Annotated in this window: 14 protein-coding genes; 2 read left to right on the forward strand and 12 right to left on the reverse strand. The window is 51.1% G+C overall.

Annotated features, from left to right (window positions below; genetic code table 11):
* Positions 1-64: 64 nt before the first annotated feature.
* Positions 65-400: a gamma-glutamylcyclotransferase family protein gene (locus ADJ24_RS18750; RefSeq protein WP_023312357.1), complete on the forward strand. Its 336-nt coding sequence runs from the start codon at positions 65-67 to the stop codon at positions 398-400.
* A gap of 47 nt (positions 401-447) precedes the next feature.
* On the opposite strand, the gene ADJ24_RS18755 is transcribed toward ADJ24_RS18750, so the two are convergent.
* From ADJ24_RS18755 to ADJ24_RS18775, 5 genes are all read right to left on the reverse strand, one after another.
* Positions 448-783 (reverse strand): DUF496 family protein, encoded by a 336-nt coding sequence (locus tag ADJ24_RS18755; RefSeq protein ID WP_008499467.1) that lies wholly within the window; start codon positions 781-783, stop codon positions 448-450.
* A 158-nt stretch (positions 784-941) separates the two neighbouring features.
* Complete coding sequence (locus ADJ24_RS18760) at positions 942-2,000, reverse strand: FUSC family protein (protein WP_023312358.1); 1,059 nt, start codon at positions 1,998-2,000, stop codon at positions 942-944.
* 92 nt (positions 2,001-2,092) lie between these two features.
* The gene (gene sbmC, locus ADJ24_RS18765; RefSeq protein WP_023312359.1) at positions 2,093-2,566 is read right to left on the reverse strand and encodes a DNA gyrase inhibitor SbmC; all 474 of its coding nucleotides are present in this window, start codon (positions 2,564-2,566) and stop codon (positions 2,093-2,095) included.
* Between the two features lie 119 nt (positions 2,567-2,685).
* The gene (dacD, locus tag ADJ24_RS18770; RefSeq protein WP_023312360.1) at positions 2,686-3,852 is read right to left on the reverse strand and encodes a serine-type D-Ala-D-Ala carboxypeptidase DacD; all 1,167 of its coding nucleotides are present in this window, start codon (positions 3,850-3,852) and stop codon (positions 2,686-2,688) included.
* A gap of 342 nt (positions 3,853-4,194) precedes the next feature.
* The gene (locus ADJ24_RS18775; protein ID WP_047367880.1) at positions 4,195-4,584 is read right to left on the reverse strand and encodes a S24 family peptidase; all 390 of its coding nucleotides are present in this window, start codon (positions 4,582-4,584) and stop codon (positions 4,195-4,197) included.
* Between the two features lie 151 nt (positions 4,585-4,735).
* Between ADJ24_RS18775 and ADJ24_RS24840 the strand changes: the two genes are divergently transcribed.
* Positions 4,736-6,523 (forward strand): acyltransferase family protein, encoded by a 1,788-nt coding sequence (locus ADJ24_RS24840; protein WP_080974989.1) that lies wholly within the window; start codon positions 4,736-4,738, stop codon positions 6,521-6,523.
* Positions 6,524-6,554: 31 nt separating this feature from the next.
* Here ADJ24_RS24840 and ADJ24_RS18785 read toward each other — a convergent pair whose 3' ends face one another.
* The 7 genes from ADJ24_RS18785 to ADJ24_RS18815 are packed head-to-tail and all read right to left on the reverse strand — an operon-like array spanning position 6,555 to position 15,872.
* Complete coding sequence (locus ADJ24_RS18785; RefSeq protein WP_075204441.1) at positions 6,555-8,828, reverse strand: SGNH/GDSL hydrolase family protein; 2,274 nt, start codon at positions 8,826-8,828, stop codon at positions 6,555-6,557.
* Between the two features lie 56 nt (positions 8,829-8,884).
* A complete protein-coding gene (locus tag ADJ24_RS18790) occupies positions 8,885-11,362 on the reverse strand; it encodes a host specificity factor TipJ family phage tail protein (protein WP_045889152.1) in 2,478 nt (825 codons plus the stop codon).
* Positions 11,349-11,714, reverse strand: a complete 366-nt coding sequence (locus ADJ24_RS18795; protein WP_048703314.1) for an NlpC/P60 family protein — start codon at positions 11,712-11,714, stop codon at positions 11,349-11,351. Before ADJ24_RS18795 ends, ADJ24_RS18790 begins: the two co-directional genes overlap by 14 nt.
* 13 nt (positions 11,715-11,727) lie before the next feature.
* Entirely contained in the window at positions 11,728-12,198 is a 471-nt protein-coding gene (locus ADJ24_RS18800; RefSeq protein ID WP_048703317.1) for a hypothetical protein, read from the reverse strand.
* A complete protein-coding gene (locus ADJ24_RS18805; protein WP_048703320.1) occupies positions 12,198-12,695 on the reverse strand; it encodes a hypothetical protein in 498 nt (165 codons plus the stop codon). The genes ADJ24_RS18800 and ADJ24_RS18805 overlap by 1 nt, the downstream gene beginning before the upstream one ends.
* Positions 12,696-12,736: 41 nt before the next feature.
* Entirely contained in the window at positions 12,737-12,964 is a 228-nt protein-coding gene (locus ADJ24_RS18810) for a hypothetical protein (protein WP_045344834.1), read from the reverse strand.
* A gap of 10 nt (positions 12,965-12,974) precedes the next feature.
* A complete protein-coding gene (locus ADJ24_RS18815) occupies positions 12,975-15,872 on the reverse strand; it encodes a tail protein (tape measure) (RefSeq protein ID WP_048703324.1) in 2,898 nt (965 codons plus the stop codon).
* Between the last annotated feature and the right edge of the window lie 16 nt (positions 15,873-15,888).

Raw genomic sequence — 15,888 nt, forward strand, 5'->3', positions numbered from 1 at the left:
CAGAGGAGCCAAATTTAAAAAGCCTGCTTTTAAAGCAGGCTTTTTGCTTTGCGGATGAGGGAAAATGAACGCTCTGTTTGTCTACGGCACGCTGCGCCCGGGCCACTCTAATGCGCATATTCTTGAAAACATCGGCGGCGAATGGCTGGCCGGTTCCGTATCCGGCACGTTTTACGAACGCGGCTGGGGCGCCGCGGCGGACTTCCCGGGAATTGTGCTCCACCCTGACGCCCCCCGCGTCGAAGGCTATCTGTTTATCTCGGATAACCTTGCCGCAAACTGGCAAATGCTGGACGAATTTGAAGACGGTTACGATCGGGTTGAGGTCACGGTGACCACTCTTGAAGGCAAGCAGGTTCAGGCCTGGATTTATCAGCTACAGCCGCGTTCTGAATCATAAAAAAAGGCTCTCTGTCACCAGAGAGCCTTTTTCACTATTCGCTGCGATTACTCGCTTTTTGCTTCGCCGTTTTTGATTTCGCCCATCACTTTCAGCTTTTTAGAGATGTCACGACGCTCTTTGGACAGCTCAGCATTTTTGATGATGTAGTCATCAACGCGGTCTTCATAGTCGCTCTTCATGCTGGCGATGATGCCCTGAATAGCTTCAACGCTCATACCTGGCTTGATGTAGTCGCTCAGGTTGTCGAGCAGCAGAACACGTTTCTGGTTGTCACGGATCTTCTTCTCAACGTCCTGGATTTCACGCTGCAGCTTGTTTTTGCGGCGGAACAGGCGGACGAATTCCAGAACATCCTGGAACGAAGGCTTGGTAGTTTCCATTTTTACACCCCTGATAATGTGAGATTCGGATTCGTTAAGGCAACCGTTGTAACAATAACCTTACTGACAGCGGCTGCGAATGACAATGAGTATATCGTTTAAAGCTATCATAACCCCAATTGCTGCTGAATCGAAGCAGCAGGCGTCACATAAGCCTTTTATTTGCGCAGCGCCCGGCAAATAAGGTGCGATAACAGCTCAAGCTGCCGCGCCAGTTCCATGCTCAGCCAGACGTAGCCATGAATAGGCGTTTCCGCCACGTTATCGCTCTGGCGTTCATTGATTAACTGCTTCAGCTCCGCGACGATCTCATTCAGCCGCTCGCTGTTGGCCAGTATCGGCTGCGGGTTCCCTTCATAGAGCGCATGGGCAATGGTCAACAGCGTTTGCTGTGTCATCTGCTGGGTCTCTTTGAGGGTCTGTGCGTTAAGCATCAACAGATGGCTGGGACGCGAGGCCCAGTGCGCGTTGATCTGCAGTTCAAGCATGCAGACCAGGTTGCGGCTTACCGTCTGGATGGCTTCGAAAATCGATTTCTGAATATGGGTTTCTTTGCTGGCAGGCGTGATCAGGCCGCGCATTTTGACCACATCGTTGAGGATCGTTTGCAGATGCTTTTCCAGCCGGGGACGTTCGACCAGATTCGGGGAAAAACCGGCCTGATAGACGCGGTTAAAGGCGGTGACGTAGTTCGCCATCTGAATACGCCAGTGCAGAAAAGCCCGCTGCGGCCAGATACCGGTGAAGAGCATGGCCAGCAGTGACCCCAGGATGACATCCCCGCTTCGCCACAGCGCCGTGGTCATATCCCCGGCGGGCGCACCGACAACCACCGCGAGAGTAATCCCAATCAGCAAGGCCTGATACGGTCTTTTGCCCAACGCCAGCCAGCCGCACAGGAACATGGCGGCACCGCACCATGCCAGCATCACCGGAAACGAGATAAGCTCCAGCTTAAGGGCAATAAGCCCAAGGGCCGAGCCTAAAACCGTCCCGCCAATTCGCTCGAAGGCGCGCGGAACAACGTTCCCCCAAAACGAGATAGGCCCCATTACCACTACCAGGGTGATCAGCGGCCACGTCCCTTCCGGAACATCCAGCAAACGGACCAGCACAAACGTCAATACGAAAGCCAGCGCGATGCGACACCCGTGCACCACGCGGTAATGTTTGTACAACCGAATTTCAAAAGGGGTTAATGATTTGTCGGGACGCACACCCGCTCTCCAGCTACACGGCAAATCACAATTGTACTGTGTTTTCAGCCGGGCGGATCGCTCCCGGCTGAAAAACCCTTCATTTAGCAGGCTTAAGCCGTTTTATGCTCTACCGCGATATACATTTCGATATCCCAGTAGCCGTCTGCATTGCCGTCATTAAGATAGCGCTCGAAGCAGGGTTTGAGCGCCATCTGGTACTTATTGTCCTGCAGCAGGGAATTAAAGAACTGATACCACGGCGTGGCGAAGTCGTAGTTTTCCACGCGCGCCGTCGCCACGGCATAATCCCCGGCCGCGATTTCCGTCATCATGACGCCTTCGCTGTTTTCCGGGATGACGAAATCATCCGGCACCGTAACGGCCGTATCGCAGCGCAGTTTTTCTGCCGGGACCTCATCGGGGTTATCGTAATAGACCGCAACCCACTCCAGCGGCTCAATGTGGCGCCCGTCCACCCACATCACCAGCTGTTCAAAGCCCTGTTTTACCGTTTGTTCCCACGGTCCGACCAAATGAAAACCGGCAATCTTACGTTTATGTTGCTGCTTGATGCTGTAGTCCATGCTGCCTCCATTTATTACTGTATATTTATACACTGTAAGGCTGGATTACTATTATCGGCAAACGAGGAGTGTTTATTATGTGAGCAGACTCGCAACCCTGCCAGTCTGCCCATCAGCGGTTAAAGCGTGTGGTGGAGATAATCGCTCATGCGAGAGAACAGTCCACCTTTATCAACGGCTTCCAGCGTCACCAGCGGCCAGTGCGCCACCACCTTGTCACGGTCATAGAGCTGGATCTCCCCGACCCGCTGATGCGCAGCAATCGGCGCTTCCAGCTCTTTTTTATCCAGCACGTATTTGGCTTTGATGTTCGGCACTTCCGCTTTCGGCAGGGCCAGCCAGAAGTCCTGGTCGGTGCCCAGTTTCACCTGCTCCTTATCACCGTACCAGATACGCTCTGTCCCCACTTTTTTACCGTTGTGCAGGATTTGCACCGTATCGAAGTTCTGCTGCCCCCAGTGCAGCAGTTTCCGGGCCTGGTCCTCACGTCCTTTCGGGCTGTCCGCCCCCATCACCACCGCGATTAAACGACGCTCCCCGTCAACGGCGGAGGCAATCAGGTTAAAGCCCGCTCCCGAGGTGTGCCCCGTTTTAAGCCCGTCCACGTTCATGGTTTTATCCCACAGCAGGCCGTTACGGTTTTGCTGGGTGATCCCGTTCCAGGTCAGGCTCTTTTCGCTGTACATATGGTAAAACTCAGGCTCGCCGTGAATGATGGCCCGGGAAAGTACGGCCAGGTCATAGGCCGAGCTGTGCTGGCCCGGCGCGTCCAGCCCGTGGACGGTTTCAAAGTGCGTATCGCGCAGGTTCAGCTTCTGCACGTAGTCGTTCATCATCTTCACAAACTGCGGCTGACCGCCCGCCACGTGATCGGCCAGCGCCACGCAGGCGTCGTTGCCGGAATCGACGATCAGACCGCGGCTTAAATCACGCACCGAGACGCGATCGCCCTCTTTCAGGAACATCAGCGACGAGCCGTCAAAAACCGGGTTGCCTTTTGCCCACGCGTCACGCCCGACGGTGACAATGTCGTCCGGCGTAATGCGATGGCTATCAATGGCCCGATCAACCACATACCCCGTCATCAGCTTGGTCAGGCTCGCCGGATTGCGTTGTTGATGTTCGTTGCCCGCCGTTAAGATCTGACCAGTCGTGTAGTCCATCAGCACCCAGGAGCCAGCCTGAATGGCCGGAGGCTGCGGCGAAAAATCCAGTGGTTCGGCCGCAAAAGCAGATGAGACACTCGAAGCGAGTAAAGAAACAGCAATAAACAGACGGCGTTTCAACGGTATATCCTCAGGTCATTAAAAATCGATGACCTTTTTACGGGAGTTCTGATGTCGTTACCTGGCTTAATTGCAAAAAAATGTGACAGAACGCAGATTTTTCTCTGAAGCTGGCGCGCAAATTTGCGTCACGGCGGTGCTTTTTATTCGGTCTGAACCGCACGATCGTTTACCATAGTGACGTCATTTTTTAACAGGATGGTATTACTGGTGTCTGACTCTGCCGCTCGCCCGACTTTTTTATTTCATGATTACGCGCAGTAGCCACGAAACCCACGCCATTAAAGCCGTCCACCTCATCACATTTTTATTTGGTACGCAATTTGGTACACAACGCATTTTTCACATCACCGGGCAGTCGTCGAACTCGCCAGAGCGAGCATCGTTGATGCTATAGGTGATCACCCCAAACACCGGCCGCGAAGTATCCGAGGCGTCATCCTTCGATGGTAACGGCTCCCTCCTTCCATTTTCAGGGTTCTCAAGACATGGATGCGGTAGCGTCCTGTAGCGCATGATCCTGAACTCACCATCAACAGCACAGACAAGCAGGGAGCCGTCTTTCGGTGTGAGCGATGAATCGACGATGAGCATGGCGCCCTTCATGATCCCCGCACGCAGGTATGTCGTGCCGGCTATCATCATGTACGTGGCAGAAGGGTGAGCGATGAGACGCTTGTCGAGTGATATGCGTTCTTCAACATAGTCTGCTGCTGGTGACGGAAAACCCATGGTACACCTCCGAAAGCACTGTATGCACATACAGTATAGTTAAGTGGTATCCCATCGCCTATCAATTTTTCCAGCTTGGCAAAAAAATGGTTGTGCTGTTCCTTCTTCCATTTGAAAATACTTAACAAAATAAAATGGTATCAGAGGATGTATGAAAGTTGACAATACAGTTAACAAACTAGGCTACATAGATGCAACCAGGGGCATAGCCATTTTAATGGTGATAATGGTCCACACTTCCCAGTTAGTTGATGGTCTTCCTGGGCTGGTTGGTTCTGTGGCTTCGTTCGGGCAAATGGGTGTGCAGCTATTTTTTGTGGCTTCTGCTTTGACTCTGTGCATGTCTCACACCAGGAGATCGAGTGAAAGAAACCCAACAATTAAATATTTCATTCGGCGTTTTTTTAGGATTGCACCATTATATTACTGCGGAATTATTGGTTTTTTTGTTCTTAACTATGTTGGCACCAAGTACCTTGGCGCACCATACATGCATGAAGGTCAGTATTCAGCTATAAATATTCTTTCAAATATATTTATGCTGCATGGCATGGTTCCATCAGCCAATAACACAATTGTTCCTGGCGGTTGGTCAATAGGTACTCAATTTATATTTTATGCATTATTCCCAGCACTTTTTATCATTTTTGATAAAATGCATAGAAAGGCCGGATTAAAAGCAATATTTATAGTGTGGGTATTTATAACAACACTAAACTTTGCGTTTCAGCTTTTTTATTCATCGCATTCAAATCTTGGCTTCTTTAATAACTCATTCTGGTACTTTAATATATCAAACAACCTAAGTGTATTTATTGCTGGGTTCATGATATTTTATGGAGCTGATAAAATAGTAAGTTCCAAAACAACATCATACCTACTATTTGCAGCACTAATTACAGTGTCTATTTTTATTTTTAGCATGAATAGACACATTCTTTACAGCATAGTGCCAGCCATTTCAGCCATTGCATTTATTTTCCTTATATCAGGACTTGAGCGCTCTAATGCCTCTCCGAAAATCCTAAGAAGGATAGGTCAGCTTTCATTTGCTATGTATATTACGCATATTGTTTTTACATCATACGTAATGAGGGCTATAAACAAGCATATTCCAGATTTTTCGCCTTCAATTAAACTGCTGGCTTTTTATATTATTGTCGTTTCTATTTCATTTGTAGCTGCGGTTGTTTGCGAAAAACTAATTGAAAACCCAGGAATACAAATGGGTAAAAAATTAATAAATAGCCTTAAATCTGATAATGACAAATCAAAACTTAAAATTGTTATGGCGCTTGGAGTTGCATTTCTGTTGTGTGCGTCTAGTGCCGTAGCTTACCGTCATTTTCAATCTTATATGTCAACTAAGCGCGTATCTGACTTTCAGTCGGTAATGCTCGACTTTAAAAAAATGAATGCAAACCAGGCCGATGGTGACTACATAATATACGGGGATTCGCTCATTCAAGGCATGTCACCTTATGGTCTAAACTTTAAATATGTAAACATGGGTGTAGGTGGTTATTCAATATCTCAGATTTTGTCTTTGTCAAAAGATTACGAAGCATCTGGGTATAAAGGCGCAATAATTGAGGGCGGTGTTAACGATGCTATGGGTTCGAAAACACAAGAAGAGATTTCGAGGGATTATGAGAAATTACTTGGAAACGCCTCCATCGTTGACAATGTTTATGCATTGAAAGTTTTGCCAATCATAAGTGGAGCAAGAAAAGATGTTGACCATGTTAACTCAAGAATAAGCATGATTAACACCATAATTGATAAGTTATGCACTGGGAAGTTCAACTGTAAGGTGATCGAAGTTCCCGCTGAGTTTTTATCTGATAAAAAAAATGATTTGTACTTTGATGACGGTGTTCATTTAAACAAAAATGGATATGCCGTCTGGATGAGAGAAATTAATAAACATGTGAAGTAGGTGAAAGGGCCGCGTTGCGGCCCTTGCTTTTTTACCATGAAGCATCAATGTAGAATGTTGGGGATGTTGTAGTGGATCCAACAATCGTTATCGCCCCTGTTGAAGCGTTTATCGTTGCCATTGCCATCCCAAAACTAATCCCATCTGCGGTAAACGGAACAGGTACATTTTTAGTCACTTGAGGTCTGCACCAGCGGGGTAAAGTCAGCACCGTATTGCCATTCGCAAAAGATGTTGCGGAAAGTTTTACGTTAAGCGAGTTCTTTGAAACACTTGAGGGTGTCTGTACTGTTACGTTTGCCCCGGCCCACCACTGAACGACAGCCCTTGGGGTGTAATCAACACGTGACCACCAGTCGATAATGGCAGAGCAGATTATTTCAGCATACAGGCGATACCCAAGCTGACTCTGGTGAATATCATCACGTAACAATGGGTCATACTGTGTACCGAAATATTCAGGAAGTGGAGCTGGTAACTGGTGTGTGGTGCTTACACAAATAACATTGGCACCATACTTCATCATTTTCCGCTTTCCTGCCTCGCGCAACTCAGCCACACCGTCATAGTTAGCAGAAGGCTGACCCGCGCCGCCAATAAATGACTGGCTATACCACATCCAAGGCTCAACCCACACAGGAACCCTGCCAATTCCAGTACAATAAAGTACAAACTCATCAACCAGCGCAGCCATATAATCTCCGCTCTGATTTGCCTGCCCTTCGTTAGTTCCGGCCACCATGATGACAATATAAGCGTTTCCAGGGCCCTGAGCCTTAAGGAGGTCAAGTTGTTGCCGCATTGTCTGTCCTGCTACAGCTTTGTTCACAATATTCCATGAACGATGCCCATTGGCTCCATCCATAAGCTGCGGAATGTATGAACTGAATGAGGAAATAAAATTCTCAGCCGTACTATCTCCATGAATCAGAATATTTAGTGGCGGCTTACCATGCACGCCATTGTTCGAAATATAGCTGCATAGCCCAGTTACACGAGCAGCGCCTGATGATGACGCTGTTAGCGCAACAAATCCCACCTCATAAACATCACCTACCACTGAAGTATCGAATGGAACACGGATACCGACGCCATTCATCGTTATCTGCGCCCAGTTTTTACCTTGCAGTGATACGCCAACGGTTGCTTTGCCCGGGGCGTACGACAGTAAACCTCCTGGCAGCTGGAATGGAGTTCCTTCTGCTACTGGACTACCAATTGGTTTCTGTCTATAAGACCACTGTGTAGCACCTGGTGCCCCATAGAACATCATCCAACCACCAGAGCATCGCAGAACAATCCCAACTTCTGAGGCGGCCTGAGATTCCATGCGAATATGTGCAGAAATATGCTCTCCAATATCTATTGGTGCGAACAGGCCTGTTGTACGGTTAGTAGTTAAGGAGAAGATAGCTGCGCTATCTGAGGATATGGTGACTTTACCTTCATAGGAGAACGTGTCACCATTTATGGAATAAACTGTACAATCTGACCATTCCACTCGCTTCATGCGAATAGGGTTTCGGTTGAGGATGGCCTGCTTAGCCAGGTAATCCACTTCTCCACCGGTTGCTTTAAAGTTCAGGTGCGTAAATTCAAACGTACCCTCCCCCTCGTACTGCAACGATTTAAACAGTGAGTACAGATCACTGTCGAATCTCAGGGTGACATTTTTATCAATGATTACTTTACTCTTCGCAAGGAAAGAAGCATTCGCAGCTGTAGACGGCACAGTGTAAACCATCTGAGATTTTGAATGATTCGAGAAGTAAACATACCCATATGAAGCAACACTATCACGCCATGCCTGCACTACGTTCGAGTTAACATAGCTTGGGATCTTAGTAATTGACTGCAGAACCAGACTTTGCTGAGAAAGAGCTCCATTAACGAGACTCACGCCGCCCGGCGCCGCCAGCGCAGCCCTTAAAGATGCATCACCAACACCTACCCATTTCCCCTTACCAATCCCACCAGTGCTATCAGGCGTAGATCCAGGGGGAACTACTTTGGGGAGCGGCCCATCCCATCTGTAGTACTCGCCGTTGCTCTCCCAGCGTAAGCACTCGTTAGCAAGGCTAATGGTGCTGCCATCTTCAAAAGAATCCTTCGTGATATAGCCATAATTCAGAATTGCCTGATTCGCATCGTAATTTATTCCCTCAATTGTACGATGCTCTTCGCCAAACCTGTCAACATAAACATGGTTTTCAGACGTAACAAATTCGTCAATTTTCCCCGCGTTAAATTTCAGGTCGCGAGGCGATTCACTTGGTACTGCGTCTTGAGTAGGTTGCGTAGCCATATTGATTCCATAAAAAACCCGGCGCAGTGGCCGGGTTGGGATTGTCGGGAAAAATCTTATTGGTAGATGGCGTCGCTGTATTCCGCGACAGTCAGGGAGACTGTGTTATCAGTGTTCGGTTTGATGCTGTTTACCGTCCACAGTTGGCTGTCCAGTTCTTCCACTGTCGCGATGAGATAACGCGACGGGAGTTGCACTGTATCTCCGTTCCAGATGTTGAGTTGAATGTCTGGTATTGCCGCGGTGAATCCGTACTTGGTATCGCTACGGGCCGTGGCCGGATAGCGCAGCGTCGGGTTACCCAGGCTGTCTGTCACCAGCACATACATTGAGCCGGTAAAAGCAATCGGTTCGCTGGTGTCGAAGTCATTCCCGGCGCGTCCGGTGATGTAACCCTGCTGCTGGTTGCTGTCGTAGATGTCAGGCATCTGAATGACGCTGCCAACCTGGATAATGCCGTCTTCGAACACCTTAGCGTTCATCTTCACCCGGGAGTAGATAAGCCGCTTCGTTTCGCGCAGCGCGCGTTCCCGAGCCTGATACTCGTTACGGAAGCCGACTATCTCGAGCTTGTTCGGGTTCTCTGCTTCCTGTTCGATGATGGAGCCGTTCAGCACGCGGTAATTGATGTATGTCTTGTTGTTCGTGGTCGGGTGGACATAGGACACCTGCACGCCGTCGTAGCCGCCCGGAAGAGTGGCTTCGTACGTCATTTTGTATTCGTCCGTCTTCATGTTGGCACGATTGAATACTGCAGCCGGGTAATCAACTTTTTGGTCGCGAGTAAACGTCAGCACGCCATCGTCCCAGTACGCCACCACTGACGCCGCATTGCAGATCGCCTGCACGCGGTCGCCCAGCGAGTCGTTCTCGTCATCAAACGTGTAGTCGAAATAACCCAGGCGCTCATCAGGCAGGCTTTCAGCAATCGAATACAGCCCGTAGAGGTCAATGCTGCTTACCGGCTGCGCGCCCATAATCAGCCAGGTGTGCGCCACAGCATCAGCGAACGAGCGTGACGGACGCAGCGTGTAATCCACCGTCTGCGTGTCCAGGTCGTAAGTGATGGTATGACGTGTCACCAGCGCGTTATATTTGCGCTCGCGGCTCCCCAGCGCGTTCTCAGTCGCTCTCACCTTCACTCGTACCAGCGTGTCGGTCGGATGAACGACGTTCGTCCTGATGTTGATGCTGTGGATCTCTTCGACCTTCAGCAGTGACGCATCGCCGGAGTTATCCGTGCGCTGGAAGCTGACCGCGTATTTCCCAAAGCCGCCGGACGGTGTGATTTTGTCTGTGCGGTAGAACACCTCACTTGTTGAGTCATGCGGTGTCGTCTGCCGGTATGTGAAAGTCTGCTGGGTGCCTGGAACCTGGTTATAATCGTCGTCGATTTTCCAGATGACTACCTTCCAGTTCGTTTCCTTATTTCCTCCAAGGCTGGACTGGGTATGCAGCCACAACTGAGTTGACTCGACAGGAGAGAAGAACGGTCCGACGATCAGAGCCTCGTTGTCATTGAGGATGAACTTCGTTGTGTTGATCGTGGCATTCGCCGGGATGTCCTGATGACCATCAAGCTGGTTCATCGTGAACGTGTACCAGCGCACCGGATTAACCACAGCGCCGTCGTTTGTTTCAACGGCGGAGATCAGCGTCCCGGAGAATGTCGCGTCAGTGGTTACGCTGCCTGATGCTGTGTTGTACGTAACGTTGATGGTGAAGGTAACCGCATGCGGCAGCACCAGCCCCATAAAGTAGTCAAACTCGGCCTGTTTCACGATTTTCATCGCTATCTGGCCGCCGGAGTACGTACCGCTGACCACGGTTGTTGCAGTAGCGCTCTCTAACGGAAAATCGCTGGCCTCGTTCTGCCCGGGGACCTCCTGCCCGTCGACGTCATCAAACCCGTAGCCTTCGACGATCTGCGGGATTACTTCGCCAGGCTGGAAGAACTGGAATTCGGCACCAGCAAGAGAGCCCAGGCTTGATTCTGAGTAGCGCACAGACTCGTAATCGTATTTGCCGATCCCGATGCACATCCATTCCGTTACGTACTTCAGGCCGCCGTCGGTGGACGTCTGGTGAACGTATTCGAATACCGACTCCTGAATCAGGTCCGGGAATGAACGAATCTGTCCGTAGATGTCCGGCTTGGCCTTATACACACGCGCGGTGTTTGTCTGACCGGTCAGGCTATTGTTCGGTGAGTCGACGGTATTACCGCCGTTGTTCGCGATAGCGGGCTTCGGCGCCAGGAACGAAAACACCTGACCCACCACTTTAAATATCGGGCTCAGGATGTCGCCGACAATGCCCTTCGGCTGGTCGAATATCTGGATGTGGTCCAGCTCACTCAGCTCAAACGCCAGCTCGTCATCGTCGCCCAACTTCACGCCGTTGCGGACGATCAGCAGATCGCGGTGAAAGGTAGCGTCATTTGCCGCCAGCCAGTCATAAAAAAGGGTGCCGTTTGGCACCCTGCAACGCAGCTTAGGCGTTCCTGGAAAATTTGATATCTCAACCAGCGCCATACGAAAAGTACTCCACTTTGGTGAATGCCCGCTGAATGACCAGCAACGAGTCCATGCGCACGCTTCCGTTCTCGCCGCGTGAATGCAGCGCCTGCCGGTTCAGTACCAGACCAACATGCGCCGGTTGCGTGCCGCGGTACCCGACGAATATCCCGCCCTCTACCGGTTTATCAAGCTGGCGCCAGAAGACGACGTCACCCTGATAGCAGGTGAAGAAGTCCTCACCGGCTTCGTAGTCCGGTGTCTGGTGCAGCTCTATACCGAGAACGTTCCGGTAATACAGCACCACCAGCCCCCAGCAATCCACCTTTTCGAACGAACAGGCCCGGTTAGCCCACGGCACACCGATCATCCTGCTGATAAAATCAGAGGTACTGAAGTCCCGTGTACTCGACTGGATCATAAATGCGACCAATGTTGTTGTTCAGAGGGTTGGTGACAGACAGAGTGACCGATGAGGCCTCGGCATCGATATCCACCGTCTTGACGTAAAGTTGCCACGACTTAATCGGCATCGACACATCGCCGCTGTCGAAGATCTGCCGCGTGGCCGTAATAGCTGTTAGCCGGGCCGCTCCCTTCCACTGCTTCATGAGAGCTTTGATGTCAGACGACAGACGCCCTAACTTCACGGTCGCGTCGATCACCGGCGTGCCGCTCTGCTGGCTTTCTTCGATTTCAAAACGCGCAGGCGTGTACGTCTGTCCGCCAAGTGTCTTCGGGAAGAACTGCTTATCGACAAGGCGGACGTAGCCAAATGATGGATGGTAGAACGTAATGGTGTCGTACAGTCCGCGCGTCGGGCGCTGCTGCTTATAAGTTCTGAATGTTGGCATTACGGAACTCTCGGAAGAGATTCTGGGTCGCGCCCGTCCGGATAACCCGTGACAACGATATCCAGCCACGAATCCCACGGCGGCGGCAGTTCAACAATGATGTCGTCGAACTCATCGTCGGCGTTGTACAGATGGTTAGCAATTACGGTTCCCGTCCAGGTCACCACTCCGCCGTCGATACTGGTTTGCACTGGCATCTGCGTGAAGTGAAGTTCCTGGAGTTGCAGGCCACTACCGCCCAGATTGATACTCATCCGGAACCAGTTCAGGCCACGATTGAGGTAGTTAGGGCTCCGCAGCCACTGCTGAAAAGCGCGCTCCTGGTCGAGAGTGAAGATCCACGTCAGGGACCATGTCACTTTCAGGTCGTCGGTTTGATTCTCGAAGATTGCCGGGCCGACCGCTGGCTGATCGGTCTGGAACCCGGTATCGAGCGTCATATTTTTGCTGGCCTTCTGCGCCAGCGGCAGCCAGTCGGGATAGTCGATAATTGGCATCTAAACTCCAGGCATTAAAAAACCCGCCGGAGCGGGTTTGCTTAATCAACAAGCCGGGGCCCGGTTGGTGCCTCGTAGATATTGATTTTTATGTCTACGATTTCGCCATTATTGGTAAATTCCAGCTCTTCCCCAGCAGGCGTTATTCCCTTGATTGTTGATCCATCACTTAGAGTAAACACAAACTCGACCGCCCTGTTCGGGCGTATCCTGTGTGGTTTACCTATCTCAGTTGGTATTGAATGCACTTCGCCCGGCTCAATTACCACGTAAATCTCCTTATCCCTGACCGTTCGGGGTTCTTTTCACGTTGAAATTACTGGTTATACCCTGACTTATCGGGCCGCCATTATTCAAATCCGCGATAATTGTAGTGAGGGTAATACTACCATCTGAGTTCACAGTTCCCTGAGAATCAACGGTAGCAGAGGTGTAATTCTGCACGATATTGTTGATTATTACACCACTCCCGCCTTGCATATCCTTGTTGCTGATCACCTTGCCGTTGTCGCCCGGTATCATGTACTGCTTACCGGTACTGGCCTGGTAAATCTCCGGCTTCCCTCGCTCACCGACCTGATACATGCTTCCCGCTGACACAGGTCCGCCATTGTATCTGGCCCCAGCCAAAGCCAGCCCTTGAGCAAGCCCAACGGTAGATGCAATACCAGCCATCGCAGGCGCTGAGTTTGCGCCAAAGGATGCCAGGCTGGCCAGCGCTGCGGCTGGAGCCCATGCGGCCGCCGTCGTGGTAGCCATACCGACAGAAGCAGCGGTAGAAGCTGCGCCCAATGTCTGACCGATAATGAAGTTTTTGAGAGCCTCTATCCCAACCTGGACTAGCGCATTTACCACGCTATTCAGCATCGTGTTACCGAGTGAGCGCATAGCATCCTGCGCTGACATCGTTCCGGTGATCAGCCCGGTTAACGCATTAGATGCATTACCTGAAAACGCATCTACTGCACTTGTCAGCATGCTGTACCCCAGGCTCTGCTGGCTAAGAAGCTCCCATTGTGCAGCGGTTCTTTGCTGCTCATACTGCGTATCGGCAGCATTTTTAAGGGCTAATGCATTCTGGTGAGCTAATAACCCCTGCTGCTCGAACTGTTGGATAAGGGCCAGTTGCTGTGCGTGCTGATTAGCTAATTGCTGCACTGGATCAATCTGTGCAACTGCCTCTTGCTGTGGCGTCACCGCCTGCTGCGCGCGGATTTTTGCGAGGTTTGCCTGGTGAGTTGCCGCCAGTCTTTCTGAGGTCTGGTTATATTGCTCCTGGCTGATTTTCTTCGCAGCCAGCGCCGTATTCAGGTCCTCAACATCCTGTTTGTAACTGGCGTTCTCAGCCGCTTCAGGGAGTAGCTTCTGCGCTGCAGCTTCTGCCTTAATAGCGTTGGCTGTATCCCATTTCTTAGCCGCATACTGACCGGCAAGAGCTATTTGCTCTTTGGTTGCGCCTTTCCCTAGCGACTGCTGTGCAGCGAGGATGGCCTGCTCACGGCTCAGCTTATTCGTTGAGTCAGCGGCAAGCTCCGATTGCTGCTTGAGGTTCGCCAGCTTCTGGGCAATAGAATCAGCCTGGGAAGCCCCCTTCTTCTGCTCAGACTGAAGCGTCTTCTGCGCCTGCGTATTTTTGTACGTAGCAGCAGCATCATCTTCCATCTGTTTGGCGTGCGGATCATCCTTAGCGAATCCGGCATCTTCGGCAGCATATTGAGCCTGCAACCGTGCGCGAGCCTCACCCTGGAGCTTCGATAGTGCCAGGTTACGCTCAGACTGTTTGATCAGGTTCTTCTGTCCGGCGGTAAGGTTATCCGTGGAATTATTCAGGCTGTCTACGTTGATCTTCGCGTTGGCTGCCTCTCTTGCCAGATCAACAAGCTTACCTGCCAGTTCAGCAATAGCTGACTGCCCATCTTTGGATGAGGACTGCATTTCCTGGAGTTTTTTCGCCAGTTCCTGAAGTGCTTCCGGAGACGGGTTATTGCTCAGATCTGATAGTTCTCTTGCCAGATCAAACGCTGATTGCTTGCTGATGCCGAGGCGTGATGAAAGGGTGCTCACCGTTGCAGAAAGCGAGTTAACAATACCTGAGGCATATTGTCCCTGGCTGTTGGCCTGTTGAATGGCCTGACTCCAGTCAGTGGTGGTTACGCCAAGAGCTGACAGCTCATCGTTGAATTTCTTGATGCTTGGCGAAGCACCGCCCACCGCCGCCAGTGCGCGATCACCTAAAGTGATGAAAGCATCAGACGCGTCACTAATGGCCTTCGGAATCTTTGAGATGGCCTGGTTATACTCGAGCAGCGCCTGATTTCTCAGCAAAGTAGCTACGTCGGCATTTACGCGCGCCAGGGCGGCATATTTGTCTGAAAGTGCGGCCACACCTTGCGATGAAATGGTGATCACCTTATCCATCGCTTCAGCTGCGTCTTTCAGCGCATCCATGGCGTTCTTACCGCCATTCAGCGAAGTAATCAGCACGCCTGCCAGTACCGAACCAAGCGCGATTATGGCGCCAACCACCGCGCCGCCAGGTCCGAATGCGCCAGCTAGTTGCGAGCCCTGTTGAGCAAACGCCACCAGCGCAGACTGCCCGCCCTGCACCTGTACGATGAAGTCCTGAACCTGGTACCCGGCCTGCTGCATGCTGGTTTTCCAGTTTCCAGTGCCCTTCGCGCCATTTTCAACGCCAGTCTTCATGTCATACAGGCGACCAGTAAGCTCGCCGATCTTCTGTTTTTCTTCGTCGGTGGCTTTCGACCCTGCACGCAACTGTGCAGCCAGGACTGCGGCACTACGCGCGCCATTCTCCTGCGCTTCGTCCAGCACAGCCAACTGGTTACCCAGCGCCTCGATGATGGATTCGGCACGGCTGAATTCACTGCTAGCACCGCCGGTACCGCTGCGGGCCTCTTCCATTGCGCGGGCGATTCCGCTCACGTTGGTGTTCAGCTTGCGCAGCTGGTTGTCCATGGAGTTGGCGTAACCAGCAAGCTCAGTAAACGCGGACCCTGTTTGAGACGTGCTGTTATCAAGCCCATCGAGTTCTTGGCCAGTCTTTTTTGATGAACTGTCTATCTGACTCAGCGCGTTCTGCACATCCTTGGCACCGTCAAGAAGTTGAGCGGTATCCAATGCGATGGTGATATCAATACCACCTAAATTTTCCGACATTGCTGTTCTCCATGGA

The organism is Enterobacter sp. 940_PEND (assembly GCF_001059415.1).
Classification (GTDB): Bacteria; Pseudomonadota; Gammaproteobacteria; order Enterobacterales; family Enterobacteriaceae; genus Enterobacter; species Enterobacter cloacae_M.

Excerpts from the sequence above, each read along its gene's own strand:
- ADJ24_RS18795 (WP_048703314.1), bottom strand. The coding sequence starts at position 11,714 with ATGATCGGTGTGCCGTGGGCTAACCGGGCCTGTTCGTTCGAAAAGGTG.
- ADJ24_RS18785 (WP_075204441.1), bottom strand. The coding sequence starts at position 8,828 with ATGGCTACGCAACCTACTCAAGACGCAGTACCAAGTGAATCGCCTCGC.
- ADJ24_RS18790 (WP_045889152.1), bottom strand. The coding sequence starts at position 11,362 with ATGGCGCTGGTTGAGATATCAAATTTTCCAGGAACGCCTAAGCTGCGT.
- ADJ24_RS18805 (WP_048703320.1), bottom strand. The coding sequence starts at position 12,695 with ATGCCAATTATCGACTATCCCGACTGGCTGCCGCTGGCGCAGAAGGCC.
- ADJ24_RS18750 (WP_023312357.1), top strand. The coding sequence starts at position 65 with ATGAACGCTCTGTTTGTCTACGGCACGCTGCGCCCGGGCCACTCTAAT.
- ADJ24_RS18815 (WP_048703324.1), bottom strand. The coding sequence starts at position 15,872 with ATGTCGGAAAATTTAGGTGGTATTGATATCACCATCGCATTGGATACC.
- sbmC (WP_023312359.1), bottom strand. The coding sequence starts at position 2,566 with ATGGACTACAGCATCAAGCAGCAACATAAACGTAAGATTGCCGGTTTT.
- ADJ24_RS18755 (WP_008499467.1), bottom strand. The coding sequence starts at position 783 with ATGGAAACTACCAAGCCTTCGTTCCAGGATGTTCTGGAATTCGTCCGC.
- ADJ24_RS24840 (WP_080974989.1), top strand. The coding sequence starts at position 4,736 with ATGAAAGTTGACAATACAGTTAACAAACTAGGCTACATAGATGCAACC.
- ADJ24_RS18800 (WP_048703317.1), bottom strand. The coding sequence starts at position 12,198 with ATGCCAACATTCAGAACTTATAAGCAGCAGCGCCCGACGCGCGGACTG.
- ADJ24_RS18775 (WP_047367880.1), bottom strand. The coding sequence starts at position 4,584 with ATGGGTTTTCCGTCACCAGCAGCAGACTATGTTGAAGAACGCATATCA.